The organism is Haladaptatus cibarius D43 (genome assembly GCF_000710615.1).
GTDB classification, from domain to species: Archaea; Halobacteriota; Halobacteria; order Halobacteriales; family Haladaptataceae; genus Haladaptatus; species Haladaptatus cibarius.
This window is the reverse complement of sequence record NZ_JDTH01000006.1, coordinates 148,995-172,199: the sequence shown is the minus strand read 5'-3', so window position 1 is coordinate 172,199 and position 23,205 is coordinate 148,995. Positions and strand designations below refer to the sequence as shown.

27 protein-coding genes and 2 pseudogenes are annotated in these 23,205 nt (G+C 57.9%); 15 read left to right on the top strand and 14 right to left on the bottom strand.

Annotated features, from left to right (window positions below; all coding sequences use genetic code 11):
* Window positions 1–46 precede the first annotated feature (46 nt).
* Together HL45_RS16705 and HL45_RS16700 are read left to right on the top strand one after the other, a co-directional pair.
* Window positions 47–1,399 (top strand): M28 family peptidase, encoded by a 1,353-nt coding sequence (locus HL45_RS16705; RefSeq protein WP_049972328.1) that lies wholly within the window; start codon window positions 47–49, stop codon window positions 1,397–1,399.
* A gap of 100 nt (window positions 1,400–1,499) precedes the next feature.
* Entirely contained in the window at window positions 1,500–1,706 is a 207-nt protein-coding gene (locus tag HL45_RS16700) for a hypothetical protein (RefSeq protein WP_049972327.1), read from the top strand.
* Between the two features lie 125 nt (window positions 1,707–1,831).
* Here the strand turns inward: HL45_RS16700 and HL45_RS16695 are convergent, their stop codons facing one another.
* On the bottom strand, window positions 1,832–2,353 hold the full coding sequence (locus tag HL45_RS16695; RefSeq protein ID WP_049972326.1) for a DUF6789 family protein: 522 nt from the start codon (window positions 2,351–2,353) through the stop codon (window positions 1,832–1,834).
* An 89-nt stretch (window positions 2,354–2,442) separates the two neighbouring features.
* Between HL45_RS16695 and coxB the strand changes: the two genes are divergently transcribed.
* From coxB to HL45_RS16680, 3 genes are read left to right on the top strand one after another with little or no spacing between them, the layout of a single operon-like run.
* Window positions 2,443–3,225, top strand: a complete 783-nt coding sequence (gene coxB / locus HL45_RS16690; RefSeq protein WP_049972325.1) for a cytochrome c oxidase subunit II — start codon at window positions 2,443–2,445, stop codon at window positions 3,223–3,225.
* Window positions 3,222–5,684, top strand: a complete 2,463-nt coding sequence (locus tag HL45_RS16685; RefSeq protein WP_049972324.1) for a cbb3-type cytochrome c oxidase subunit I — start codon at window positions 3,222–3,224, stop codon at window positions 5,682–5,684. The genes coxB and HL45_RS16685 overlap by 4 nt, the downstream gene beginning before the upstream one ends.
* A 35-nt stretch (window positions 5,685–5,719) precedes the next feature.
* Window positions 5,720–5,980 (top strand): cytochrome C oxidase subunit IV family protein, encoded by a 261-nt coding sequence (locus HL45_RS16680; RefSeq protein WP_049972476.1) that lies wholly within the window; start codon window positions 5,720–5,722, stop codon window positions 5,978–5,980.
* A 24-nt stretch (window positions 5,981–6,004) separates the two neighbouring features.
* Here HL45_RS16680 and HL45_RS16675 read toward each other — a convergent pair whose 3' ends face one another.
* Together HL45_RS16675 and HL45_RS16670 are read right to left on the bottom strand one after the other, a co-directional pair.
* The gene (locus HL45_RS16675) at window positions 6,005–6,463 is read right to left on the bottom strand and encodes a hypothetical protein (RefSeq protein ID WP_049972323.1); all 459 of its coding nucleotides are present in this window, start codon (window positions 6,461–6,463) and stop codon (window positions 6,005–6,007) included.
* Window positions 6,464–6,529: 66 nt separating this feature from the next.
* Entirely contained in the window at window positions 6,530–7,285 is a 756-nt protein-coding gene (locus tag HL45_RS16670) for an SIR2 family NAD-dependent protein deacylase (RefSeq protein WP_049972322.1), read from the bottom strand.
* A 124-nt stretch (window positions 7,286–7,409) separates the two neighbouring features.
* Between HL45_RS16670 and HL45_RS16665 the strand changes: the two genes are divergently transcribed.
* Window positions 7,410–7,808 (top strand): universal stress protein, encoded by a 399-nt coding sequence (locus tag HL45_RS16665; RefSeq protein ID WP_049972321.1) that lies wholly within the window; start codon window positions 7,410–7,412, stop codon window positions 7,806–7,808.
* Window positions 7,809–7,972: 164 nt separating this feature from the next.
* The gene (locus HL45_RS16660; RefSeq protein WP_049972320.1) at window positions 7,973–9,703 is read left to right on the top strand and encodes a cbb3-type cytochrome c oxidase subunit I; all 1,731 of its coding nucleotides are present in this window, start codon (window positions 7,973–7,975) and stop codon (window positions 9,701–9,703) included.
* A 295-nt stretch (window positions 9,704–9,998) separates the two neighbouring features.
* Here HL45_RS16660 and HL45_RS16655 read toward each other — a convergent pair whose 3' ends face one another.
* The 3 genes and pseudogenes from HL45_RS16655 to HL45_RS16645 all read right to left on the bottom strand — a co-directional run bounded on the left by HL45_RS16655 (window position 9,999) and on the right by HL45_RS16645 (window position 12,150).
* Window positions 9,999–10,922 carry an NAD-dependent epimerase/dehydratase family protein gene (locus HL45_RS16655; RefSeq protein ID WP_049972319.1) on the bottom strand — a complete coding sequence of 308 codons (924 nt, stop codon included), beginning with the start codon at window positions 10,920–10,922 and terminating at the stop codon, window positions 9,999–10,001.
* A 208-nt stretch (window positions 10,923–11,130) separates the two neighbouring features.
* Window positions 11,131–11,538: pseudogene (locus HL45_RS16650) on the bottom strand (sugar phosphate nucleotidyltransferase); the annotation flags it as partial.
* A 120-nt stretch (window positions 11,539–11,658) separates the two neighbouring features.
* Entirely contained in the window at window positions 11,659–12,150 is a 492-nt protein-coding gene (locus HL45_RS16645) for a DUF6789 family protein (protein ID WP_049972318.1), read from the bottom strand.
* A gap of 113 nt (window positions 12,151–12,263) precedes the next feature.
* Here HL45_RS16645 and HL45_RS16640 point away from each other — a divergent pair, with 113 nt between their 5' ends.
* Window positions 12,264–13,109: an aldo/keto reductase gene (locus HL45_RS16640; protein ID WP_049972317.1), complete on the top strand. Its 846-nt coding sequence runs from the start codon at window positions 12,264–12,266 to the stop codon at window positions 13,107–13,109.
* A gap of 34 nt (window positions 13,110–13,143) precedes the next feature.
* On the opposite strand, the gene HL45_RS16635 is transcribed toward HL45_RS16640, so the two are convergent.
* Window positions 13,144–13,590 carry a DUF6653 family protein gene (locus HL45_RS16635; protein WP_049972316.1) on the bottom strand — a complete coding sequence of 149 codons (447 nt, stop codon included), beginning with the start codon at window positions 13,588–13,590 and terminating at the stop codon, window positions 13,144–13,146.
* Between the two features lie 106 nt (window positions 13,591–13,696).
* On the opposite strand from HL45_RS16635, the gene HL45_RS16630 reads away from it, so the two are divergent.
* Window positions 13,697–14,239, top strand: coding sequence for a SprT-like domain-containing protein (locus tag HL45_RS16630; protein ID WP_049972315.1), 543 nt, complete (start codon window positions 13,697–13,699; stop codon window positions 14,237–14,239).
* A 30-nt stretch (window positions 14,240–14,269) separates the two neighbouring features.
* Here the strand turns inward: HL45_RS16630 and HL45_RS16625 are convergent, their stop codons facing one another.
* The 3 genes from HL45_RS16625 to HL45_RS16615 all read right to left on the bottom strand — a co-directional run bounded on the left by HL45_RS16625 (window position 14,270) and on the right by HL45_RS16615 (window position 15,890).
* Complete coding sequence (locus HL45_RS16625; protein ID WP_049972314.1) at window positions 14,270–14,632, bottom strand: DUF7344 domain-containing protein; 363 nt, start codon at window positions 14,630–14,632, stop codon at window positions 14,270–14,272.
* 79 nt (window positions 14,633–14,711) lie between these two features.
* A complete protein-coding gene (locus HL45_RS16620) occupies window positions 14,712–15,158 on the bottom strand; it encodes a universal stress protein (RefSeq protein WP_049972313.1) in 447 nt (148 codons plus the stop codon).
* A 72-nt stretch (window positions 15,159–15,230) separates the two neighbouring features.
* Window positions 15,231–15,890 (bottom strand): helix-turn-helix domain-containing protein, encoded by a 660-nt coding sequence (locus HL45_RS16615; protein WP_049972312.1) that lies wholly within the window; start codon window positions 15,888–15,890, stop codon window positions 15,231–15,233.
* A gap of 88 nt (window positions 15,891–15,978) precedes the next feature.
* On the opposite strand from HL45_RS16615, the gene HL45_RS16610 reads away from it, so the two are divergent.
* A complete protein-coding gene (locus HL45_RS16610) occupies window positions 15,979–17,331 on the top strand; it encodes a cytochrome P450 (protein ID WP_049972311.1) in 1,353 nt (450 codons plus the stop codon).
* 43 nt (window positions 17,332–17,374) lie between these two features.
* Here HL45_RS16610 and HL45_RS16605 read toward each other — a convergent pair whose 3' ends face one another.
* The 3 genes from HL45_RS16605 to HL45_RS16595 all read right to left on the bottom strand — a co-directional run bounded on the left by HL45_RS16605 (window position 17,375) and on the right by HL45_RS16595 (window position 19,242).
* The gene (locus HL45_RS16605; RefSeq protein WP_049972310.1) at window positions 17,375–17,629 is read right to left on the bottom strand and encodes a hypothetical protein; all 255 of its coding nucleotides are present in this window, start codon (window positions 17,627–17,629) and stop codon (window positions 17,375–17,377) included.
* Window positions 17,630–17,938: 309 nt separating this feature from the next.
* The gene (locus tag HL45_RS16600; protein WP_049972309.1) at window positions 17,939–18,640 is read right to left on the bottom strand and encodes an SDR family NAD(P)-dependent oxidoreductase; all 702 of its coding nucleotides are present in this window, start codon (window positions 18,638–18,640) and stop codon (window positions 17,939–17,941) included.
* A 56-nt stretch (window positions 18,641–18,696) separates the two neighbouring features.
* On the bottom strand, window positions 18,697–19,242 hold the full coding sequence (locus tag HL45_RS16595) for an Ntn hydrolase family protein (protein WP_049972308.1): 546 nt from the start codon (window positions 19,240–19,242) through the stop codon (window positions 18,697–18,699).
* A gap of 92 nt (window positions 19,243–19,334) precedes the next feature.
* Between HL45_RS16595 and HL45_RS21955 the strand changes: the two are divergent.
* A pseudogene (locus HL45_RS21955) lies at window positions 19,335–19,559 on the top strand (transcriptional regulator FilR1 domain-containing protein); the annotation flags it as partial.
* Window positions 19,560–19,673: 114 nt separating this feature from the next.
* On the opposite strand, the gene HL45_RS16590 reads toward HL45_RS21955, so the two are convergent.
* Window positions 19,674–19,859: a hypothetical protein gene (locus tag HL45_RS16590; protein ID WP_049972307.1), complete on the bottom strand. Its 186-nt coding sequence runs from the start codon at window positions 19,857–19,859 to the stop codon at window positions 19,674–19,676.
* A gap of 159 nt (window positions 19,860–20,018) precedes the next feature.
* Here HL45_RS16590 and HL45_RS16585 point away from each other — a divergent pair, with 159 nt between their 5' ends.
* From HL45_RS16585 to HL45_RS16570, 4 genes are all read left to right on the top strand, one after another.
* Window positions 20,019–20,315 carry a HalOD1 output domain-containing protein gene (locus HL45_RS16585; RefSeq protein ID WP_049972306.1) on the top strand — a complete coding sequence of 99 codons (297 nt, stop codon included), beginning with the start codon at window positions 20,019–20,021 and terminating at the stop codon, window positions 20,313–20,315.
* Window positions 20,316–20,376: 61 nt separating this feature from the next.
* On the top strand, window positions 20,377–20,964 hold the full coding sequence (locus HL45_RS16580) for a PH domain-containing protein (RefSeq protein ID WP_049972305.1): 588 nt from the start codon (window positions 20,377–20,379) through the stop codon (window positions 20,962–20,964).
* 74 nt (window positions 20,965–21,038) lie between these two features.
* On the top strand, window positions 21,039–21,590 hold the full coding sequence (locus HL45_RS16575; RefSeq protein ID WP_049972304.1) for a PH domain-containing protein: 552 nt from the start codon (window positions 21,039–21,041) through the stop codon (window positions 21,588–21,590).
* A 182-nt stretch (window positions 21,591–21,772) separates the two neighbouring features.
* Window positions 21,773–23,155: a S8 family peptidase gene (locus HL45_RS16570; protein ID WP_049972303.1), complete on the top strand. Its 1,383-nt coding sequence runs from the start codon at window positions 21,773–21,775 to the stop codon at window positions 23,153–23,155.
* Window positions 23,156–23,205: the final 50 nt, after the last annotated feature.

Below are 23,205 nucleotides of genomic sequence, written 5' to 3'. Positions count from 1 at the left end.
GTGCCGGGTTCCGGGGGTTCTTGGTTGCCGCGCTGGACGGGAAACCATGTCACGGATACCCAACTCGGTCGTCGGCGACGCCGTTACGAGCACGGAATCGTGGGACACCCTCGAAGCGCTCGTCTCGGTTGGCAATCGAATGGCCGGGCAGACGGGCGAGGCGGAGGGTGCGGAAATCATCGCCGACGCCTTCGAGCGCGGTGGTGCGCGAGACGTTGAAATAAACGAGTTCGAAATTCCCGGCTGGTGGCGCGGGTCGTCCTCGCTTTCGGTCGGCGAGGAGACGCTCGTCGCCGACCACGAAGTCATCGCGCTCCCCGGAACACCCGGCGGCGACGCGACGGGCGAACTCGTGGACGTGGGCTATGGACTCGCAGAGGATTTCGAGGAACGCGATTTGGACGGCAAAATCGTGATGGCGTCCAGCGAGACGCCGGACGACCACGGTCGATGGATTCACCGAATGGAGAAGTACGTCTGCGCCGCGAACGCCGGAGCGGCCGGATTCGTCTTCCGAAACCACGTCGAAGGCTGTCTTCCCCCGACGGGGGAAATCGGCTACCACAACCGCCCCGGGCCGATTCCGGCGGTCGGCGTCTCGAAAGAGGTCGGAACGCGACTCCTCCGCGAACACGCAGTGGAAGGCAATGAAGGCGAGGAAGGAAGTGGAAGCGAGACGACAATTTCCGTCGAATGTCGAAACGAACCGACGAACTCCCGAAACGTGGAGGCGGTCGTCGGCCCGGACACGGAAAAAGAAGTGCTGGTCACCGCGCACGTCGATGCCCACGACGTCAGCGAGGGCGCGAACGACAACGGCGCAGGGAGTGCGCTCGTCGCCGAAATCGGCCGATTGCTGGGGAAGGTCGAACTCGACACGCGAGTTCGACTCGTCACCTTCGGGTCGGAGGAAATCGGACTGTACGGGGCGTACCACGCCGCCGAAACGCACGGTTTGGAGTCGATAAAGTGCGTCATCAACATCGACGGCGCGGGGAACTCCCGAAATCTCGGCGTCGGAACGAACGGCTTCGACGAACTCGGTGACGCCTTCGAGGAAGTAACAGACGAGATGCGTCTCCCGCTCTCGACGCACGAACGAATCAGTCCCCACGGCGACCAGTGGGCGTTCGTGCAGGAAGGCGTTCCGTCCGTGATGACCTACTCGCGGTCGGGCGGAAGCGGTCGCGGGTGGGGCCACACCCACGCCGACACGCTGGACAAACTCGACATCCGGGACCTGCGGGCGATGGCGCTCGCACTCTCGAACGTAGTCGTCGCGGTTGCCGAAGAAGACCGCGAAATTCCGCACAAATCGCGCGAGCAAATCCGAGACGAAATCGACGAGGGCTACGTCGAGGAGTTGAAACTCGGTGGCAGATGGCCATACGACGAGTAGCGCAAATCGGTTGAAATAACCGACGGCACGCAACCGTGAAATGGTGTACCCTGCTCATTCAGGCATGGGGCCTTTCACTCGCAAGCTCTGTTTTGAGAGTATGATGAACACAATCGAACTCAGCAACAGCGACATCAACCGTCTCGTTTCGATACTGTCGGAGTACCAGATGCGGACGGGGAACGACGTCGAAGACTTGCTCGAAACGTTCCAAGAGGAAAAACAGGAACCGCAGGAAGTGTACTCGACGTCGATGCAACCACCCGACGAGAGCGGTGAAACGGACGACGAATCGTCGTGGGAGTAGCCACAAAGGAAACGGACGACAGTGGACAGCAGTAGGCGGTTGTAGACGGCAGTGAGGGATTGTAGGCGGCAGTAAGGGGTAGTGGGCGACTGTAAACGGCTGACGACGCTACAGAAGTGGCGTCGTCAGACCAGCGTCGTCGGGCGCTTCGAGAGATAATCGAACACGGCCCCGAGTGCGAACCCGTAGGCGAAGTGCGAAAGCAGGGTCAACACGAGATACAGCACGAGCAGGAGGCCGGTGTAGCCGTCGTAGAACGCGAGGGCGAACCCGGTCCAGAGGACGAATCCGTAGGGAATCCCTTTCGTCGCGTACTTCTCACCCGGCAGGTACGAACCGATGGAGGCGAACAGGAGCGGCCACGTTATCATACCGCCGCCGAGGAAAACCAAATACCCAATCGCTGCCGGATTTGCCGGGAACAGCGCTGTCGTTCCGGTGAGTTCGGCGAGAACGGTGAACGAGTTCAAATCGAACGCGTTCAGCGTTGCCGCGACCATGAGAACTGCGGTCATGACCGCAGTGCCGACCAAACCGCCGACAGCGCCGATGAAGCCGTCCACGACGATTCCGGTGAGACTGTCGAAATCCGGTTCGGTGGTGCTCTCGCTCACATCCACGACGGGTTGTGTGTCATTATCTGCCATGCTGTACGTTACCATTTCGAACAGCAAAAACCTTCCCAGCACCCTCCCCGAAACCACTAAGGTAATGGAAAATCATTAATAATAGCGGGATGCTGGAGCATATCCGCCTTTTCCCACTTCACGACGGTGCGAGCGGTCTGATTCCACGCGGAACGCGTGCGGAGGTGTTCCAGCAAATTTTCGGCGTGTTTCTCCTCCTCGGTATTCTCGTAAGCGTCGTCGTCGTCGGCTACATGCTGTACACAGCGTACAGATACCGGGACGGCAACGGAACGCACGAACTCGACCCACCCAAACTCGGCGAACTGCCGACCGGAAGCGACGGTGGACGAAAGCTGCTCTTTTCGTTCTCCCTGAGCGCCATCATCGTCGTTTCGCTCGTGCTCTGGACGTACGGGACGCTCCTCTACGTCGAGGACGACACGTCGGTCGAAAACCAAGATTCGATGCACGTCGAAGTCGTCGGCTCGCAGTTCAACTGGGAGTTCGTCTATCCGAACGGCCACGAAAGTAGTACACTGCGAGTTCCAGAGGGGAAGACGGTTCGACTCACCGTCACGTCCACCGACGTGTTCCACACGTTCGGCGTCCCCGAGCTACGCGTAAAAACGGACGCGATACCGGGACAGCAGACCAATACGTGGTTCGTCGCGGACGAGACGGGAACCTACGAAGTGCGGTGTTTCGAACTCTGCGGTGCGGGCCACTCTTACATGACTGCGGATGTCGTGGTGATGGAGCGAAGCGAATACGAGTCGTGGTACGAGGGGACGAACAGTTCGGCGACTAGTTCGACAGCCAACTCTGCGAACGACTCAGTGAACAACTCCGCGAACAGTTCCGACAACCTGACGACGACGAGGGCAGCATGACCGACGACACCCACGCCCACGGCGACTTTCCTCCGACGAGTTCCGTCCGGCGATGGCTCGTCACGACGAACCACAAGGACGTGGGTATCCTCTACACGATTACCGCACTCTTTTTCCTCGTCTTCGGCGGCGTGCTCGCGCTGTTGATGCGACTCCAGTTGTGGACGCCGGGAATCGGGATTCTCTCGTCCATGTCGTACAATCAGGCCGTTTCCACGCATGGACTCATCATGATTTTCTGGTTCCTCTCGCCCTTCGCCTTCGGCTTTGCGAACTACGTCGTTCCGCTCCAAATCGGTGCAAAAGACCTCGCATTTCCCCGACTCAACGCGCTTTCGTACTGGCTGTATCTCTTCTCCGGCATCCTGCTCGGCGTCTCCTTCTTTCAGGGTGGGAGTTTGGCCGGCGGATGGACGATGTACGCACCGCTGAATCTGCCCGTCTACACGCCGAACATCGGCGCTTCGACGGCGGTGCTGGCGCTGATACTGTTCGTCGCGTCGGTGACGGTTTCCTCCGTGAACTTCCTCACGACGATGCACCGAATGCGCGCGGAGGGGATGACGCTCTGGCGAATGCCGCTGTTTTCGTGGACGATTCTACTCACGGTGTGGATGATGCTGTTCGCGTTCGCGGCACTGCTCGCAGCCTTGCTCATCCTCGCCTCCGACCGACTGCTCGGAACGACCTACTTCACCGCGCAGGCTGGCGGATCGATTCTCTGGGCGCATCTGTTTTGGTTTTTCGGCCACCCTGAGGTGTACATCGTCTTCTTCCCGGCGGTCGGCGTGATGGCAGAAACGTTCCAGACGTTCACCGGCAGGCGACTCGTCGGACGAAAGTGGTTCATTCTGGCGATGATTCTCGTGGCGATTCAGAGCTTCATGGTTTGGATGCACCACATGTTCCTGACGAGCATCAACCTGCAAATCAAGACGCTGTTCATGGCGACGACAATCGGCATCTCGCTCCCCTTCGACCTGATGGTGTTCGCGCTCATCTACACCATGATTAAGGGTCGCGTTCGGTTCGCCACGCCGTTTCTCTTCTCGTTCGGTGCGCTCCTCCTGTTCATCCTCGGCGGCGTTACGGGCGTCTTTCTCGGGGCCGTCGTCCTCGATTACGAGTTCCGGGGCACCTACTGGGTGGTCGCGCATTTCCATTACGTGATGGTCGGCGGCGTGACGGCGCTCATCGGCGGACTCTACTACTGGTTCCCGAAGATGTCTGGGAAGATGTACGACGAGTTCCTCGGGAAGGTTCACTTTGCGATGTACTTCGTCGGCTTCAACCTCCTCTACTTCCCGATGTTCATCGCGTGGGAGACGCCGCGGCGGGATTTCGTCTACGACCCGGCGTTCATCCCGTGGCACCAACTGTCCACTGTCGGCGCGTTCATCCTCGGAACCTCGTTCCTCGTGATGTTTTACAACCTCTCGAAGAGTCTCGTCGTGGGTACCCCCGCGGACGACAACCCGTGGTCGTATTCGACGACGACGGAATGGGCGATTCCCTCGCCGCCGCCGCTCGGAAATTTCCCCGGAATCCCGAGTTTCGCGGACGGGACGCTCCGGTTCGAACGCGACGAGCGCAGCGAGCGAACTCCGTTGGACAGTGCAGTCGCGGACGGTGCGACCGACGGGGGAATGGTTGCATACGGAACTGAATCAGAACAGGCGACTCACGGCGCACACGACGAAGACCACGCGAGCATCTGGCCCTTCGTCGTCAGCGTCGGCGCGTTTTTCACCTTTCTCGGTATGTCGGGCTTCGAGCAGGGCGAACTCACCGGCGGGATGGCGTATCTCGTCGTTCTCGGCGGCGGACTCGCGCTCGGTGGCTTTTCCCTCGTTTCGATGGCGAGGGAGCGATTCCACGGTCCAGAAGGCCCGTTCGGCGAGAGTTGGCCCTTTACGGGCGTGGAAAACACGAAACTCGGGATGTGGATTTTCCTCGCTTCCGATGTGGTGCTGTTCGGGGCCTTCATCGGGTCGTATGCGTTCATCCGGGTCGCGAGTGGCTGGGTGCAGTGGGAACCGGTTCCCCACGACCCACTGCCGGGACTGGTGAACACCTACCTCCTGTTGACGAGCAGTTTCAGCGTCGTGCTGGCGCTCGTCGCGGCGGAGCGAAACAGCAAGCGTGGACTCATCGCCAGTCTCGTCGTCACGTTCGCACTCGGAGTCGCCTTCCTCGTGAACAAGGCACTCGAATGGCAGGAGTTGTTCCACGAGGGACTGACGATTTCCAGTAGCGTCCGAACCTCGACGTTCTACTTGACGACGGGACTGCACGCCGCACACGTCATCGTCGGCCTGTTCATCGTGTTGTATCTCGTCGCCAGAGCGTGGAACGGGGCGTATTTGGACGACGAACGGCCGGTGGAGTATTTCGGCCTCTACTGGCACTTCGTGGACATCGTCTGGCTGTTCCTCTTCCCGCTGTTCTACATTTTGTGACCACGACCAACGGGATCTACAATCAACTGAAACCCATGACCAACGCAAAACTGTACACCGTGATTTACATCGTGCTGTTCGTGATGGCGACCGTACAGGTTCTCGTGGAGTTCGCAGGATTGGCCTACTGGACTGCCTTCGGGGCAATCATCGCGCTGTCGTTCGTAAAAGCCCTGCTCATCGCGGGCTACTACCAGCATCTTCGCTCCGAACCGCGGTCGATTTTGCTCGTCGTGCTGGTCGGTCTGCTCGCGGCGCTGGCGCTGACGCTCGCGGCCTCGTATTCGATTCTGTGAAATCCTAACTATGCAGCCACGAACTCACGCCATCACGAGTTGCAAAATTACGATCACGATGAATAGCATTCCCCAGACCCACAACGCCGTAAGCGTCGCCTTCGCGCTGTCCAATCCTCGATAGCGGATGGATTGGTAGGTTCCCCAGAAAATGTATCCGGCGACCAGTGCAATCGACAGCGAAACGAGCGCTAGCCACGCGGTTTGCCGTATGGACGACGGAACTGCGGTGCCGCTGACGAACAGGACGGCCCCCGCACCGATTCCGAGGGTGAGAAACAGAAAGCATACCACCCAAACTGTCGGGTTCGTGGCAATCCTTTGGAGCAGTTGGAACTCGGCCTCGCCGTCGTTCCAATTCGACTCGGACTGATTCGGCATGGCGTACTGTTGCCAATCTCTCCCACGTATCAGTCCAACTCCGAGCAGGACGAGCAGAAATCCCATCACGAAGGCGCTGACGACGTAGCCGATTGGTGCCATACGCTATCAATTAGCAATGTACTTCCAACCGCATAACTGTTCGCCCGCCGAGGGGACGAATCGACCTCAGTCTGCGATTTCTTCACACAACGCCGGAAGTACGTCCGTTACGTCGCCGCGAATATCGTATTCGGCGAGCGCGCTGAACGGCGTTTTGTCGAGGTTCACGACGGCGGTCGTCGCGTTATTTCGCTCGGCGATTCGCGGCAGTGAGGCCGCCGGTTCGACGGACAGCGACGACCCAATTGCGAGAAATACGTCCGCGTTCCGCGACCGTTCGCGGGCACACTGCAGGTCGCTTTTTCCCAACTGCTCGCCGAACAGCACCACGTCGGGCTTGAATATTCCGTCGCAATCTCCACAGCGCGGCGGTCGCTCGCCCGATTCGACGCGCTCTCGAACCGGGCCAGCCTCGGTTTTCCGACCACAGGAATCACAGACGACGCGGTGGGCGTTGCCGTGGAGTTCGATGAGTTTGGCGGCTGTTTCGGCCGTGCTGTCGTGCAGACCGTCGGTGTTCTGCGTGACGAGCGTGTGAAGATAGCCCTCTTCGGCGAGTTCGTGGAGTGCGTCGTGGGCTGGGTTCGGTTCGACTTTTTCGCCGAACATCGTCTCGTGAAGTTCGACGCGGTCTTCCCAGAAGTCCTTGGGGTCGTTGCAAAATCGACGGTAGTGGAAATCCTCGGGTTCGAATCGGTTCCAGATGCCCGAATCGCTCCGAAAATCCGGTATTCCTGACGCGGTACTGATGCCCGCACCGGTGAGTGCAACCACGGAGTCAGCATCACGGATTGCCGCCGCGAGGGGTGCGACCTGTTCCATACGACTGCGTCAGGAGCGGCGGGGTTGAATAGTTGTGGAAGTTTCGGCGGGTCGTTCGACCAGAGATACGCCATTATTTTTCCCTGCCATCTGCTTTATATCGTCCCCGGTTCTCTTTCCGCGCATGATCCACATCGTCGTCGGAACCGACAGCGCCGAGACGAGCGAGAAAATTTGTGACTACCTCCAGTCGCGACTCGACGGGAACGAATCCATTTCGGTTCTCAACTCGCTCCACGGTGGAAACGACGAGGAGAAGGTGAGAGACGGACAGGAAGCCCTCTCGGTGTTCGAAGAACAACTGGGCGAACTCGCGGCCGTCGAGACGGAACAGAACACGGGGGCCAGCGACCCGGCCCACGACATTCTCACGCTGGCGGACGAAGAAGACGCCGACGAAATTGTCATCGGACTGAGTCAAAAGCGGAGCCCTGCACAGAAAGTGTTGTTCGGTAGCATCACACAATCAGTGCTTACGCAGACAGGACATCCAGTCGTCGGCGTTCCGCTGACATCCGACTGAGAATGGACTCTTCGGGCTCGGTTCGGATTTCCAACCCGATTCCGTTTTCACTCGGTGAGAATGGCCCGGAGGGTTAAGAGATATGCGTCCTAACCACCGGCTAAGACACCCGTATCGCGCGGTAACCATCGCCAGCATTCGACGACATCGCGTACCCGACCACAATGAATCTCTTCGGTGAAGCCGCCGCTGGTGCAGGACTCGGTATCGCACTGGTAGCGGTCGCACTCTGGCTGTCCCGTTCGATAGACGAACAAACACGAACCCCGACCCCCAAACCCGACGGGGGATACGCCACCGGCTTCGAATCCGGCTACGGCAAACCGTCCGGCCTCGTCAGATGGATAACGACGGTTGACCACAAAGACATCGGCGCGCTCTACCTGTTACTGGGCGCGGTGGCGTTCCTCTGGGGCGGCACGGACGCCATGATGATTCGGACTGAGTTGTTCACCTCGCAGGTGGACGTGTGGAACGCCGAAACGTACAACGGGTTGTTCACGATGCACGGCATCACAATGCTGTTCTTTTTCGCCACGCCCGTCCTGTTCGGGTTTGCGAACTACTTCCTCCCCCTCCTCCTCGGAGCCGACGACATGGCGTTTCCCCGCCTGAACGCCATCGGCTTTTGGCTCCTGCCGCCCGCCCTGCTGTTGGTTCGGTTCGGCCTCATCTCCGACGTCGGCGGTCACATCATCCAACCGATTCTGGGCCAAGCCGCCGCACAGCCGTTTTTCGAACTCAAGCCGCCCGAAACGGGGTGGACGATTTACACCCCGCTATCGGCGGAACAGCCGAATCCGACGATTAATTTGATGCTCCTCGGTCTGCACCTGTCCGGGGTCAGCACCACGATTGGCGCGATTAACATCATCGCCACGACGTTCACACTGCGGGAAGTCGAGTGGGCCGAGATGGACATTCTCTCGTGGACGTTCCTCACGCAGGCCGGACTCATCCTGTTCGCGTTCCCGCTGCTCGGCAGTGCCCTCATCATGCTCCTGCTCGACCGAAACTTCGGCACCACCTTTTTCGCGGCCGAAGGTGGCGGGGCGATTCTGTGGCAACACCTGTTCTGGTTCTTCGGGCACCCCGAGGTGTATATTCTCGTTCTGCCGCCGATGGGCCTCGTCAGCCTCATTATTCCACGATTCGCCGGACGGCGACTGTTCGGCTTCAAGTTCGTCGTCTATTCGACGCTCGCCATCGGCGTTCTCTCGTTCGGCGTCTGGGCACACCACATGTTCACCACCGGCATCGACCCGCGAATCCGCGCGAGTTTCATGGCCGTCTCGCTCGCTATCGCCGTCCCGAGCGCGGTGAAGGTGTTCAACTGGATCTCCACGATGTGGAACGGCAACGTCAGGCTAGAGGCCCCCATGCTGTTCTGCGTGGGGTCGATTGCGACGTTCATCATCGGCGGCGTGACGGGCATCTTCCTCGCGTCGATTCCCGTCGATTTGGTGCTCCACGACACCTACTACGTCGTCGGCCACTTCCATCTCATCATCATGGGGCTGATTCCGTTCGCCATGTTCGCCGCCGTCTACTACTGGTTCCCGCTGTTTACGGGCCGGATGTTCAACAAGACGCTGGCGCGAGTCCACTTCTGGCTCACCTTCATCGGCGTGACGATTACGTTCAATGCGCTCATCGTCCTCGGGATGCTCGGCCTGCCGCGCCGATACGCAGAGTATTCGCCGCAGTTCGAACCGCTGCAGCAGGTCGCTACGGTCGGCGCGGTCATCATCACGCTCGGAACTCTCGTCTGGATGTGGAACATGCTTCAGTCGGTTCGGAAAGGGCCAATCGTCACTGATGCCGACGTGTGGAATCTCAAAGAGTACGGCTTCTTTACGGGCGAATGGCAGTGGTTCGAGAAACGACTGAAGTAGTGTTTGCTGACCAGCTAATTGATACTGGATTAGTGTTATTGCTGACCAGCAACTACTTGTTGGTGTAAAATTATATATAATATGAAGTCGATCGGAACGATTCTGGGCTACTTCGTCCTGTTCGGTATCGGATACACCTACCTTCGCTCGTACTGGTGCGCCAACGAAGGACTCAACGGCGAACTGTTTGATTGATAGTATCGCACAAATAAGACGTGCTGTACTGACAATCAATTTTCTGCCTATCGACAATCACGGCTCAATCGACTGCGAAGAGTTTGTCCGAGACACCAGTTCAGGTGTACTGTCTACACACCCGTTCCAGACCCTCCTCGAACGAAACCTCCGGTTCCCACCCAGTTGCCTCGTACATCGCCGTCGTGTCAGCCATCGTGTCGTGGACGTACACGTCGTCCGGAATCGGATTCTCGATGTACTCCGGTTCGATATCCGTCCCCAGTTCTTCGTTCAGCATCTCGACGACCGTGTTGAAGTCGTAGCTCTCGCCAGTCCCGAGATTGTAGATTCCCGTCAGTTGGTGTTCTGCGGCGAGTTTCAATCCACGAACGATGTCGGAAACGTGCGTGAAGTCACGGGTTTGGGTGCCATCACCGTAGAGCACGGGAGTTTCCCCGTTGTCTATGTCGTCGGCGAACTGCGCGATGACGTTCGCGTACTCTTTTTTGTGTTCTTCAGCCCCGCCATAGCCCTGATACACCGAGAAAAAGCGCATTCCGGCCATGTTCATGTCGTAGTGATTGGCGAAGTATTCGGCGTAGCGTTCACGCGCCAGTTTCGATGCTTCGTATCCGGTGTTGACCGTCACGTCCATGGTGACCGGCGACGGTTCCGTCCGATTCCCGTAGATGGACGAGGTAGAGGCGTAGACGACGGTGTCACAGCCGTCGTCTCGTGCCTGCTCGACCGTGTTGACGAAGCCTTCGACGTTCACACGAGCACCCTTCGTCGGGTTCTCCTCGTGCATTTTGTAGGATGAGAGGGCGGCAAGATGGAACACGGCGTCAACGTCGGTCGGTAAATCGTCGTCGAGCACGCTCTTTTCGTGAAACTTTACCGCATCGTCGAGGTTCTCGGCGGTTCCGAGGTAGCCATCGTCTACGACGATGACGTCATTTTCTTCGGCGAGGTGGTTTGCGAGGTTCGAACCGATGAAACCCGCACCGCCGGTAACGAGGACTCGTTTTTCAGTTAGTTGCATTTGGGCCACGCTATTTTCATCTACCTCACAGTGCAGACTTATTTCGTTCGGTCGGAGCGGTGTTTGGGTAACGATGGCGATAGAGGAATCTGTAGTTAACGGAAAGGTTCAACAGCACCGAATATTCCAACACTCATTCGCAATCATTGCGAAAAGAAAACTGCGAAGGGAGCGACGTTCCGGTGAGGCGTCTCTGCTTCGAGCGTAGTTATGTGGTCGCATCCACCACTTCTTGCTCGTCTTTGAGTCGCCGTTCGGCCTCGTCGCGGTCTTCTGGATAGCCGACGTCGACGCGCCATCCGTCCATGCGGATTGCGTCGATAGTGCGACCACTTTGAATGAGCAGGTCGATTGCTTCGCTGATTTCGTACTCACCTCGGTTCGACGGTTGGACGAGGTGACAAGCGTGGAAAATTGCGGGTGTGAACGTGTAAAATCCGGTCATGACGAGGTTCGATGGCGGATCTTCGGGTTTCTCGACGACATCAGTAATCTCACCGTAGCTGTTGGTATCACAGACTCCGAACCGACTCGCATCCTCGTACGACACCTCTTCGGTGAGGAAGGCGGCATCTGCGCGGTCTTCTCGCTGGCGACGAACGACGTCTTCCAGATTGTTCCTCAGGGGCTACCGTGGACATAGTACCGTAGTATAAAAAGAGTAAGTCATCGAACCAGCATGACTTTTCGTGTAGATACCATCGGAAAACGAATTTCGACAACTGAAACGTGCTGGTCAGTGCGTCGTCGGCTGATGCGTAAATCGCGCGTACAAAATTCCAAGAGAGTAGCCATACGCGAGATGGGCGAGCAGAGTAAAAACCAGATAGAGGACGAAAAACGGCCCTGCGAGTTGCAAGCCTGCCGAACCCAACAGGAGGAACGCACCCCAGAGAACCAGCGCGAAGACGATACCGCGGATTCCGGCATCCTCTCCGGCGGGAATCATCCGAAGATTATCGTCTATCGCTGCGAACAGCAGGGGCCATACGACGACGCCCGCGAAAACGAACACCGCGAATCCGAGAAGCAGTTGACCAGGCATGCCGACAAACTCCGTAACAGCAGCGGGAACGCCAAGTTTGAATCCGGTTTCCGCTTCGGCAATGGCGAAGATAAACAACATCAGGCCGGTGCTTACGATACCCGCCTTGACGGTCTGAAGCGCCTCCCAAACGGCAGGTGGGAGGCCGGATTCGTCGTCGAATCCCGCAACTTCTTGTGACATACTAACAGGCAGGAGCGGAAGCGATTTATAAGTACTGCCCTCTCGGCGAGAAATCAATCCTGTCCAACCCAGTTTGCCAAAAGAGGTTACCCGCTGTCTCACAACGTCTCTGCATGGTACTCGAAAACGAAAGCGACACGTTCGACATCGGTGGCGAGCTGACCGTCCACCGACTGGGCTACGGCGCGATGCGACTCACTGGCGAGAACATCATCGGTAGGCCCGACAACGAAGAGGAAGCACGTCGCGTCCTCCACGAGGCGATTTCCCTCGGCGTGAATTTCATCGACACGGCGGACTCCTACGGCCCGTGTGTCAGCGAGCGACTCATCGGGGACGCTCTCCATCCGTACCCCGATACTCTGGTCGTTGCGACGAAAGGCGGCCTCCTGCGGAACGACGAAGGAGATTGGCTTCCGAACGGCGACCCGGACTACCTCAGAAACGCGATTTTGGGAAGTCTCGACCGTCTCGGAACCGACAGCATCGACCTGTATCAACTCCACCGCCCTGACCCGGACGTGGAGTTTTCGGATTCGGTACACGCCCTCGCGGAACTCAAAGACGAGGGGAAAATCGACCACGTCGGGCTAAGCAACGTGGACGTAGACCAACTCGAAACGGCTCGCGACATCGTCGAGGTTGCGACGGTGCAGAACCAGTACAACGTGGCCAACCGGGAACACGAGGAAGTCCTCTCGACCTGCGAGGACGCCGGAATCGGGTTCATCCCGTGGTACCCGCTCGGTGCTGGTGACTTGGGCGACGAAGCCGACGCGCTGCGCGAGATTGCGAACGACCACGACGCCTCACAGCGGCAAATCGCGCTCGCGTGGTTGCTTCACCATTCGCCCGTCACGCTCCCGATTCCCGGCACGTCGAGCGTTGACCACCTTCACTCGAACGTCAAATCTGCTTCCATCGACCTCTCGTCTGACGAGATGGAGCGACTGGATTGAGTGATAAAAGCGAATCAATCGTAATAAGTGCGAATCAGGCGGCTTCTGCCGCCTGATTTGCCTCGTAGTATCGCACCATCTCGCTGACGAACCAGAATTTGAGTCCAGCGGAGAGGGCGGTACAAATCGCCGTTCTTCGTGGGTTTTGCCGATACGCAGAATACAACCCATACAGGAAAATCGGAACGTTGAGCCTGTTCAGCACGTCCGGATAGCCCGATTTATCCCCGTGGACGAGCCAAAACTGTTCGCCGAGAACACCCTTGTACATCCAGCTATCTCCGACTTCCTCGGGATCGGGTTTCGGAAACAGAACAGGGTTGACGACGACGAACAGCACCGTTAGACCCAGTAGTTTCCAGTCGTGGCGATACAGCGAAATCAGCAAGACAGGAAAGGACAGCACCCGCGTCCAGTCGCTTTTCGGGTTGGAGCGGCGTCCCCAGAACGATTGCGTCGGTTGCTCCCCTATGTCTGTCATACGGGGAGTTCGCTGGCAGGGGAGAAAAACGCGAGTCGAATCGGAGCGTGACGGTGGGGAGTTCAAGAGAGACAGTTATATTCCACAGGTGAGAACGCCATGACGAATGGAACCGACGACGCGCGACGAACTGCTCTCGGGCGCAGAGAGCTACGCGGAGACGGTTCCAATCGAGGTCGAACTGTCAAACATCGACTGGGAGTGTTCGGAGCGCGCGGTGCGTCGTGCAGGCGTCTGCATCTACGACCGCCAAACCGAAGCCATCACGATTCGACTGACATGGAGCGCCTACCGCGCCTTCGGGTGGGAGGAGTTCACCGGGACGATTCGGCACGAACTGGTACATGCGTGGGAGTTCCAGCAGTTCGGCGAATCGGGGCATGGAACGCGATTTGCAGAAAAAGCGAAAGAGTTGGACGCACCGCGACACTGCCGGACGTTTTCGGAGGCTCGACTCCGATTGCGGTGTTCGTCCTGTGACTGGGATGCACGCCGGTATCGCGCATCGAAGGCGGTGAAAAACCCGGCAAAGCGACGGTGCGGAGACTGTGGTTCTCGCTATCGAGTCGAACACTCAGAAAGCGGGCGATGCTGGCGAACCCACGCGGGGTATCTGGTCGCGCGCAGGAAACTCGGCGACGAGTGGTGAGTCGAGAGGAGCTAGAAGACTGTCGAAATCTCACTCGGAAACGTCCTCGACGAACGAGAGGAGTTCGGCGAGGGGTTCTGCGTTCTCCTCGGGATGGAGCATCCGACTCGGCCCGTCGGGCGCGGAGAGAACGTTTGCATCCTCCAGCACGGAAACGTGTTGTTGATAGAACGTCGTGTAGACGGTGGTTCGCTGGTTGCTCGTGGCATTGGGGCCGAACTCCCGCGCCGTCACCTCATCGACCAGCGTCCGCATCTGTATCGGAGTCTCCATTTCAGACATGATAAAAATCGCGTGTCTCCGACGTTCTACACGGCAGAGATTGAATAGCTCGTCCGCTGACAGAGCTATCGGCTTCGAAACCGGACTACTGCCGAGTAATCGACTCAACATTCGGTTGGATTGTCATCGAAGCGTCACCTTACCAGTTCCGATTCGATGTTTGTTGATGTATCGAAGCCTATTCGATGCACTATTCGGTAACGACGGTAACCGCGCCGTCGAAGTCGAGGATGACCGACTGCGTTCGGTCGCCGAAAATTGCTTTCCCGGTTGGTGACCGTTTGCGCCCCGCGAGGAAAACGTGGTCGCAGCCGAACTCCTCTGCGGCGGACAGAATTTCGTCGCGTTCGTCACCGACGCGACCTGTGGATTCGTACTCGACTTCGATGCCTTCGAGAACTTCTCGACCGATGTCCTCCGCGAACTGACGCGCACCTTCGAGCGCCTGACCGGCGGTGTACGACGTTTCGAGTTTCGGGATGCTTTCGAGCGACTTCCGTGTCTTTTCGTACTCTTCGTCGCTCGTGACGTGGAGCAAAACGAGATTCGCCCCGACGCCCTCCGCGAGTTCCCCTGCTTCCGTGACCAGTTCCTTTGCGGATTCTGACGCTTCGACGACGGCGAGTGCTTTATTCATACCAGGTATTGCCACAGACGAAAGCTAAATAAATTGTCCTTCGTCGGAGCCGACTTTTTCGTGTTCGCCGACCTATCCGAGATAGCCAGAGACGAGTTTTGCTTCGATTCGCTGGAGATGTTCGCTTACTGTTCCGGTGGCAATGCCGAGTGCGCCAGCAAGTTCTCGGTGGGTCGTCTCCCGTGGGACTTCGTAGTACCCCTCCTGAACAGCGAGTTCGAACAGTTCTAGCTGACGGTCGGTTAGCATCGAGGAGAGTCGTCCCGCACTCGGTCGGTACTCCCCCAGTCGTTCGAGTCGGAGGTGAATCCCGTCTGGAAGTTCGCTCGCCGCGGTTCGAATCGCTCCGTCCGTACCGAGAACGGTGAGTTGAAGTCCCCGCGAGTCTCCGATGTCGATGTACTGCATCGGCCAGTCGAGAACGAGTTCGTGTTCGTGCAGGAGGGAGAGCAGTTCGTCTACGAGTCCGGCAGTTCGGCACTGAAGGTAGACGACGCCGCGCCCGTCGCTACCGACCACATCGAACTCGACTGCGTCCGGAGACGCTTCGAGTAGTGTTCTGGCACGCTCCAGGTTACCCCGCAGTTCGAGCAGTTCGACGTACATCCCCTCGTGAACGGGACTCACGTACCGAATCGCCTCGACGGTCAGGTCGTCGTCTCGCGCGAACAGGTCGTCGATGGGGTGAACCTGCACGTCGTCCCACGTCAGTACGACAGTGGCAGACCGCATGGCTAAAGTTCGATTCGACGATATTTAAATCCACCTAGGATGCTCGGCTACAGAGATAGAGGGAGCGGGAGACATTAGTCGAGTAAGAATGAGTAGCGACACACCTCCGGTCACGAAAGAAACGCCGCCCGGTCCCGACGGACTACCGATAGTCGGAACTCGGCTAGCCTTCCTCCGCGACCCGTTCGGGTTCATGACGCGAACCGCGCGCGAGTACGGCGACATCGCGTATATGGAGGAACCACACGGAAATCTCTACCAACTCAACCATCCGGAGTACATCGAACAGGTGCTCGTGCAGAACAATCAGAACTACGTCAAAGGGGACATCTTTCAAGGCACCCTCGGCCCGATGACGGGAAACGGCATTTTGAACAGCGAAGGTGCCGTTTGGCGTCGAAACCGCCATCTCATCCAACCCGCGTTCCATCCCGGTCGAATCGAAGCCTACGCCGAGATGATGACGAACCTGACCGAGGAGATGCTCGAAACGTGGGCGGACGGCGAGACGCGATTGGTTCACGAGGACATGATGACGTTGACGCTGAAAATCGTCGCACAAGCGCTGTTCGGCGTCGATATAGACGACTACGTGGAACCTATCGCCGAATCGTTGGAGGAGTTCATGCAGGCCACGGAGAGCCTCGCAAACATGGTGCTTCCGCCGGGGATTCCGACGCCAGCGCGGCTACAAATTCGAGATGCCCGAAAGAAACTCGACGAGGTGGTGTACCACCTCATCGAGCAACGACGCGAAAATCCGGGGGAGAACGACGTTCTCTCGACGCTTCTCGACGTAACCGACGACGACGGGCATCGGATGACCGACGAACAGATTCGGGACGAAGTGGTGACCCTCCTGCTCGCGGGACACGAAACGACTGCGCTCTCGCTAACCCTGACGATGTACGTTCTCGGCGAACATCCGAAAGTCGAGGAGAAGTTGGTGGCGGAGTTGGACGACGCCCTTGACGGACGTCCACCGACGATGACAGACCTGCCGAACCTGACATACACCGAGAAAGTGGTCAAAGAGTCCATGCGACTCTATCCGCCGGTGCCGGGAATCATCCGCCAACCGGTCAAACCAGACATCATCGGCGGCTACGAGATTCCCGCCGGTTCGACCGTACAGATGAACCAGTGGGTCGTCCACCGCGACCCGCGATGGTACGACGACCCGCTCGCGTTCCAACCGGAACGCTGGACGGAGGAGTTCGAAGGATCGCTACCGAAACTGGCGTACTTCCCGTTCGCGGCGGGGCCGCGGCGCTGTATCGGCGACCGATTCGCCATGTTGGAAGCCCGACTGCTGCTTGCAACCATCTACCAGCAGTTCCATCTCGAACTGACGCCGGAGACGGAACTCGACCTGATGGCGACGGTTACCGCGCGCCCGAAAAAAGCAATTCCGATGACTGTGCGTCGCCGAACGAACTAATAGCACGATTTGTCGTCGGAGTTGGGAAAAATCGTCCGCCGTCTCACCGCCTCATCTCGTCACGGTTCGGTTGTGTGAACTCCGGGTCGTGGGCGAACTCGTCCCCGATGAGCGCCTTTACCGCTTCCAACATTTCCAATCGTTCGCCGATTTCGGCGAGGAGTTCCATCCGTCGTTTCTCGTACTGAACGGCGTTGTATCCTTTGAAGGTTCGTGAAGAATCATCCATTAGTTCGACGTATTCGGCGAACAACTGTTGTTCTGTGAGCCGAGAGGGAGGGATATCTGTTATTTTCATCGACATATTTTTGTCGGTTGTGAGCTTGTATTTTTTTTTTTGATTGCATATGCAGGTTTTGGTCACCGATCTAACGAGTAAAAAAGCGGTTTTTCGTATGAACGTCCCTCACTCGTCGTTGTTTCCACACAATCAGCTTTATTTTCCATTATAATAACTTCTTCTGAATAGTTCCAAAACTCCACAAGTCTGTCTATTTCCGAAAGAAGCACAGTTATATTGTTTGAGTACCAATCACTTGTCCGAAATGCGCGGTGTTTGGCAGTTTCAACCGCAATTGTGTCTACTTCTTCGAGTTCAGTTTTTAGCTCACCATCCGACGAGTCGCTTATCTCGCCAAAGCCGACCGCTCGGACTACCACTCCGAAATTGAGCGAGCCAAACCGGTGTCTCCGCACCCTTCTCGACGCTTCGCGGCGCGCCGGAGCCACCCATTTCGGTGCGAACCCACCCCGGACAGACGGCGTTCACGAGCAACCCCGGATACTGGGATGCGAGGGAGTTGGTGAATGCGTTCAGGCCCGCCTTGGAAACACCGTAGGGAAGGTGTCCGACGTCGATTCCACCGCCGCTGAACTGTCCGGAACCGCTGGAAACGTTTACGATTCGGGCACCGCTCTGTTCGGAAAGCAGAGCAAGCGCGTGTCGCGTCAAAATCATCGGCCTGTGGAGGTTCGTCCGAAGCGTCGTGTCGATTTCGCCAGTCGGAAGCGTGCCGAGTTTTCCCGTTTCCCCGTAGACGCCAGCGTTGTTGATGAGGATGTCGAGTTTTCCCTGTTTCTCCGAAATCGTCCCGATGACGGTTCGAATCGTCGATTCGTCGGTAACGTCGAGTCGAACCGGAAACGTCCTCGAACGACTCGTTTCCACGTCCTCTGGAGTGCGCGCGGCGGCGTACACCGTCGCATCGAGTTCGGTCAGTTGTTTCGTGATTTCCGCGCCGATACCCCGGTTTGCCCCCGTAACGAGTGCAACCTGCCCGGAAAGCGATTCGTGGAGGTCTCCGTCCATAGCCGATTCACGAGGCCAATCGATATAGTCGAACCTCCTGTTTTCTGTTGGTGGTGTTACTCGCTCGTTTGTTCCAATCGAAACACGTCGATTTCGCCCCCCGTGTCAGTCGTTCGCTCTGCAACGGCACGGAGTGTATCCCGGACGAGCGTTTCCGCGGCGTCCAAATCGTCCGGCATGCTTCCATTTTCGAGTCGTCCGAACGCGACCGGGGAACCGCTCCCGAGCGCCGCAGTTTCGGTTTCGACGGTTCGTCCGTCGGTTCCGACTTCGTGGAGGACGACGGAACCCTCCTCGTCTCGTCCCGCGACGAGCGCATCGACACCCGCTTCCGTTGCGATTTCGCTCGCCGTTCGTGCGAGTCGGGTGGACGACATCGGTTCGTCGCGTTCGGTTCGGTACCTGCGAAGTTCGGCATCGAATCGGCGGTCGAACTCCTCGATTGAACCGGGATTACCCACGACTGCATAACCGGCGGAATCGTAGTCGAACACCCGCTGTACCGAGTCAGAGACGACGGTTCCGTCCTTCGTCTGTCGGCGGTCACCAGCGAGAACGACTCCGCCCTCCGCAGAACAGACGACTCCAACGACAGTTGCCATGGGTGACCAACGAGAGGTGACGAAAAGAACGTTGTTGCTATCGGAGTTCCGTGCCGATTCTCACGCCAGTTCTTCGGCGTGTGTAACTCGTCGCGCTCGAACGCGGCCACCTCAAACTTCGGACGCGGGAGGCACTCCCCTACGGACTCGCCATCTTCGACGACCGGGTCGGAATCGGAGGCTACGACGAGCGAACCGGAACGATGCAGGTGTTCGTTGACTCCGAGACGACAATCGCCCGAAAGTGGGCGAAGCGCGTCTACGACGTCTATCGAGAGCGGTCTGAACCGATCGGTGACGCGGAAATGCCGAAGTAAGGACGTGCGGAAGGAGGGAAGGCCGAAGAGTTGAAACGTGCCCGGAGAATTAGGAATCGCCGAGTATCAATATCGGAGGATGGCGCGGGTGCCACACGCGATTTCGTTCGATTTTCACGGACTATTTTTCGCGGAGTTGGACTGATCTGAGTTGGACTGAGCCGAGTTCGCACTGTCGCCGTCCTCGTCCCGTCTCCCTCTACGTTTCGAACACAGCAGTTCGGGAGTTCGCCGGTGTCGTGGCGTCTGTGCGAACTTCTGGATTTGTCGCAAATCGTCGTCGGTTAGTCCGGTTGCCATACCACCACCGCAACTTTGTTGCATATAAACGTATGTTTAGTAGTAATCTGGATGAGTTGTCAAAAATATTTAAATATCGGCGCGAAATGCGGATGCGTCTGACGGGGTTTTAAATATAACCTCGTTGCGCACAGTTTCAGACAGCGAGAGCGAATCATCATGCCACCACATCAACCGACAATATCGAAAAAGACGAGTTCCGATGCGATGAAATCGCCGCAGTGCTACGCGATTCGTCCGAACGAACGACCGAGCGAGGCGGTCGTCCGAGCGGTTTCGAGCGCGAACGCGACCGAGTTGCAGTGTGACGAACCGTTGTACAGTTACATCGACCCGGACGCGCTGGACGACCTCTTTCGTTCCCACCCGAGTCGGCACCACGACGAAACGGCGGTTCATTTCGACTACCACGGCCACACCGTCGTCGTCACCGCCGATGCTGTCGAACTGCACTGAGTAATAGCGTTTCACCTTCGCCGCACGGAATTATTATCCCGTGTCGGTTTGACATTGAAATATGGACGAATCGTTCGACTGGTTTTCGCCGGACGACGGCGAGGAAGTAATTTGGGCAGGCAAACAGCATCCGTACAGTCTCGTCCCGGCGTTCGTCGTCGGGATTCCGCTTACACTCGTCGTTTTCGGACTTCTCATCATCATCAGCGCGTATCTTTCACATCAGAACACGAACTATCTGGTGACGAACGAAGCACTCTACAAAAAGACGGGAATACTCTCGCGGAACGTCCAACGAATCGAGTTCGACAAGGTACAGGACACCTCCTACCGACAGAGTTTCTTCGGCGCGCAGTTCGGTTACGGAACCGTCGATATCAGCACCGCTGGAGGGAGCGGCGTCGAAATGAGCTTCGACAACGTCGATGCGCCGCGGGATTTGCAGTCGCTCATCAACGAGCGAAACAAAAAACGAGGAACGGGAAGCGGCTCCGAAGGAGACAAAAACGCCGTCTTGGACGAGATTTTGGTCGAACTGCGCGCCATTCGAGACGCCGTCGAGAACGGCGATGACCCTGCGAATACGAATACAAATCCGAATGCGGACGGAGACTGGGACTGGAACGGATCCGAAGACGACCGACCATGAACGAGGCTGACAACCGATGAATGGCGGTGACAACCGATGAACGGAGACGACAAAATGAGCAGAATCGACAACCCATGACCGGCACCGACTGGTTCGTGCTGGACGACAGCGAGGAAATCCAGTGGCAAGGCCACCCGCGACTGATGAGCGTGCTTCCCGCGTTCCTCGTCGGGCTGGTTCTCGTTGGCGGTTCGCTCGTCGTCGTGACGACGAGCGAACCGCTCGTGCTGTTGCTCGTTCCGCTCGGAATCGCGATTCCAGCCCTCTCCTATCTTTCCGTTTCCAACACGCGATTCGTCGTGACCGACCGCGCGCTCTACCGAAAAACCGGCGTTCTCTCTCGAAACGTTCGTCGGCTGTCGATAGACAGGGTACAGAACAGCAGTTTCCGGCAGGGAATCCGTGGGACGATGTTCGACTACGGAACTGTCTCCATCGAGGTGGCTGGCGGCGGTGGTGTTCAGTTTCAAAATATCGAAAATCCGCGGGACGTTCGCGCAACGATAGACCGCCAGACGACGACCGATTCGATTCCCGGAACGCTCGCGCAGTGGAACGACGTTCTCGAAGCAGTTCGGGCGCTTCGATTTGCAGTGGAAGACGGAACCGAACGAAACCACCGATAACGTGACCGTCGGCGAAAATAGATGCCAAAACGGATTCGCTGAGAATATTGTAGAAAACGAGCCGTATTTTATCGAGTTCTAACTATAAAATATTGTTTTCCTGAGTTACCAATATCTCGTTCACAAATTGTTGTATTACCGTTATCCAAAAATATATAGTTACAAACCACTGCTAGAATGATATGGGAAAACACAGCAGGCGATCTTTCCTTGCAGCAGGTGGGGCGGCATTGGCAAGCACGATAATCGGAACACGACGGGTTTCCGCAGTCGATTCGACCGAACGGTATATCGTTGACACGCGGGATGCATCCCCCGGTGCGCTTTCGGGCGTCGAAGTCGTTCACGAACTCGACCAAATCGACATCGCAGTCGTTCGCGGCTCGGAGAGCGATTTGGCTGGCGTCAGAGCCGAACCCGACTTAAAACTGGAACTAAGTTCGAAAGCTGGCGACAGCGGCCCGCCAGTCGAGCGCGACAGCAAGGCAGGTGGCCCGCCGGAAAACCTCGGGAAAGGTAAGAAGAAGACGAACGACCCGTTGTACGACCTCCAGTGGGACAAGCAGGTACAGGACGTTCCGGCGGTGCACGCGAAAACGCGCGGTGAGGGAACGAGCGTCGCAATCATCGACTCCGGTATCCTACCGGGACATCCCGACCTTCAGTCGCTCAACGAAGACCTCTCGCGGAACTTTACCTCGGACGGCGGCACCTTCGCACCGGTTGACAGCGACCACGGAACCCACTGTGCGGGCATCGTCGCCGCGACGGACGACAACGGACAAGGCGTCGTCGGTACCGCACCGGGCGCGGAACTGCTCGGTCTACGCGTCTTCTCCGGGCCGTACGCAAACCTCGGGGACATCCTCGCGGCCATCGTCTACGCGGGTGACGTTGAAGCGGACGTTGCGAACCTCAGCCTCGGCGCGTATCCCGTGCCGAAGGGAACCGAGGCCGCAGAGGTCAGAATCGAGGGCTACACCCGCGCCGCCAACTACGCAAACAGTCAGGGAACGCTCATGGTTGCCGCCGCAGGCAACGATAGTACGAACCTCGACACCGACGGCGACGTCATCAGCCTCCCGAACGAGGTCGATAACTACATGAGCATCAGCGCGACCGGTCCGATCGGCTACCGGTGGGGCGGCCCCGGCAACGGAAACGCGCAGAAAAAGCGCAACTATCACGCCGCACTGAACCACGTCCAAGACGAAACGTGGTCGCCAGCGTTCTACACGAACTACGGCGAGAGTGCGGTTGACATCAGCGCGCCCGGCGGAGACGCCGACCTCGAAGCACTCGACAAAATCGACGCGGCGAAGTACGACCTCGTGCTTAGCACGACGTTCGACGATTCGTTCTCCCCGACCTACTCGTGGAAAGCGGGAACCAGCATGGCGGCCCCGGCAGTGTCCGGCGTCGCGGCGCTGATCCGCAGTCTCAAACCCGACATGTCGCCGCGGGAAGTCCGCGAACACCTGATAGAAACGGCCACGCCCCGCGACCCGACCTACCACGGCGAGGGGCACCTCGACACGAAGGCCGCGCTGGACGCGCTGGAGTAATCGGTTCGCCACGAACTCCGTCGAGGTGTTCGTATTTTGCAGGTACAGTT

Bases quoted from the DNA above. Each gene is read 5' to 3' on its own strand.
- HL45_RS16595 (WP_049972308.1), bottom strand. From the start codon at position 19,242: ATGGCAACTGTCGTTGGAGTCGTCTGTTCTGCGGAGGGCGGAGTCGTT.
- HL45_RS16660 (WP_049972320.1), top strand. From the start codon at position 7,973: ATGAATCTCTTCGGTGAAGCCGCCGCTGGTGCAGGACTCGGTATCGCA.
- HL45_RS16600 (WP_049972309.1), bottom strand. From the start codon at position 18,640: ATGGACGGAGACCTCCACGAATCGCTTTCCGGGCAGGTTGCACTCGTT.
- coxB (WP_049972325.1), top strand. From the start codon at position 2,443: ATGCTGGAGCATATCCGCCTTTTCCCACTTCACGACGGTGCGAGCGGT.
- HL45_RS16615 (WP_049972312.1), bottom strand. From the start codon at position 15,890: ATGCGGTCTGCCACTGTCGTACTGACGTGGGACGACGTGCAGGTTCAC.
- HL45_RS16635 (WP_049972316.1), bottom strand. From the start codon at position 13,590: ATGACAGACATAGGGGAGCAACCGACGCAATCGTTCTGGGGACGCCGC.
- HL45_RS16630 (WP_049972315.1), top strand. From the start codon at position 13,697: ATGGAACCGACGACGCGCGACGAACTGCTCTCGGGCGCAGAGAGCTAC.
- HL45_RS16620 (WP_049972313.1), bottom strand. From the start codon at position 15,158: ATGAATAAAGCACTCGCCGTCGTCGAAGCGTCAGAATCCGCAAAGGAA.
- HL45_RS16605 (WP_049972310.1), bottom strand. From the start codon at position 17,629: ATGAAAATAACAGATATCCCTCCCTCTCGGCTCACAGAACAACAGTTG.
- HL45_RS16695 (WP_049972326.1), bottom strand. From the start codon at position 2,353: ATGGCAGATAATGACACACAACCCGTCGTGGATGTGAGCGAGAGCACC.
- HL45_RS16670 (WP_049972322.1), bottom strand. From the start codon at position 7,285: ATGGAACAGGTCGCACCCCTCGCGGCGGCAATCCGTGATGCTGACTCC.
- HL45_RS16645 (WP_049972318.1), bottom strand. From the start codon at position 12,150: ATGTCACAAGAAGTTGCGGGATTCGACGACGAATCCGGCCTCCCACCT.
- HL45_RS16585 (WP_049972306.1), top strand. From the start codon at position 20,019: ATGCCACCACATCAACCGACAATATCGAAAAAGACGAGTTCCGATGCG.
- HL45_RS16570 (WP_049972303.1), top strand. From the start codon at position 21,773: ATGGGAAAACACAGCAGGCGATCTTTCCTTGCAGCAGGTGGGGCGGCA.
- HL45_RS16590 (WP_049972307.1), bottom strand. From the start codon at position 19,859: ATGGCAACCGGACTAACCGACGACGATTTGCGACAAATCCAGAAGTTC.
- HL45_RS16655 (WP_049972319.1), bottom strand. From the start codon at position 10,922: ATGCAACTAACTGAAAAACGAGTCCTCGTTACCGGCGGTGCGGGTTTC.
- HL45_RS16625 (WP_049972314.1), bottom strand. From the start codon at position 14,632: ATGTTGAGTCGATTACTCGGCAGTAGTCCGGTTTCGAAGCCGATAGCT.
- HL45_RS16680 (WP_049972476.1), top strand. From the start codon at position 5,720: ATGACCAACGCAAAACTGTACACCGTGATTTACATCGTGCTGTTCGTG.
- HL45_RS16610 (WP_049972311.1), top strand. From the start codon at position 15,979: ATGAGTAGCGACACACCTCCGGTCACGAAAGAAACGCCGCCCGGTCCC.
- HL45_RS16665 (WP_049972321.1), top strand. From the start codon at position 7,410: ATGATCCACATCGTCGTCGGAACCGACAGCGCCGAGACGAGCGAGAAA.
- HL45_RS16685 (WP_049972324.1), top strand. From the start codon at position 3,222: ATGACCGACGACACCCACGCCCACGGCGACTTTCCTCCGACGAGTTCC.
- HL45_RS16580 (WP_049972305.1), top strand. From the start codon at position 20,377: ATGGACGAATCGTTCGACTGGTTTTCGCCGGACGACGGCGAGGAAGTA.
- HL45_RS16575 (WP_049972304.1), top strand. From the start codon at position 21,039: ATGACCGGCACCGACTGGTTCGTGCTGGACGACAGCGAGGAAATCCAG.
- HL45_RS16640 (WP_049972317.1), top strand. From the start codon at position 12,264: ATGGTACTCGAAAACGAAAGCGACACGTTCGACATCGGTGGCGAGCTG.
- HL45_RS16675 (WP_049972323.1), bottom strand. From the start codon at position 6,463: ATGGCACCAATCGGCTACGTCGTCAGCGCCTTCGTGATGGGATTTCTG.
- HL45_RS16700 (WP_049972327.1), top strand. From the start codon at position 1,500: ATGATGAACACAATCGAACTCAGCAACAGCGACATCAACCGTCTCGTT.
- HL45_RS16705 (WP_049972328.1), top strand. From the start codon at position 47: ATGTCACGGATACCCAACTCGGTCGTCGGCGACGCCGTTACGAGCACG.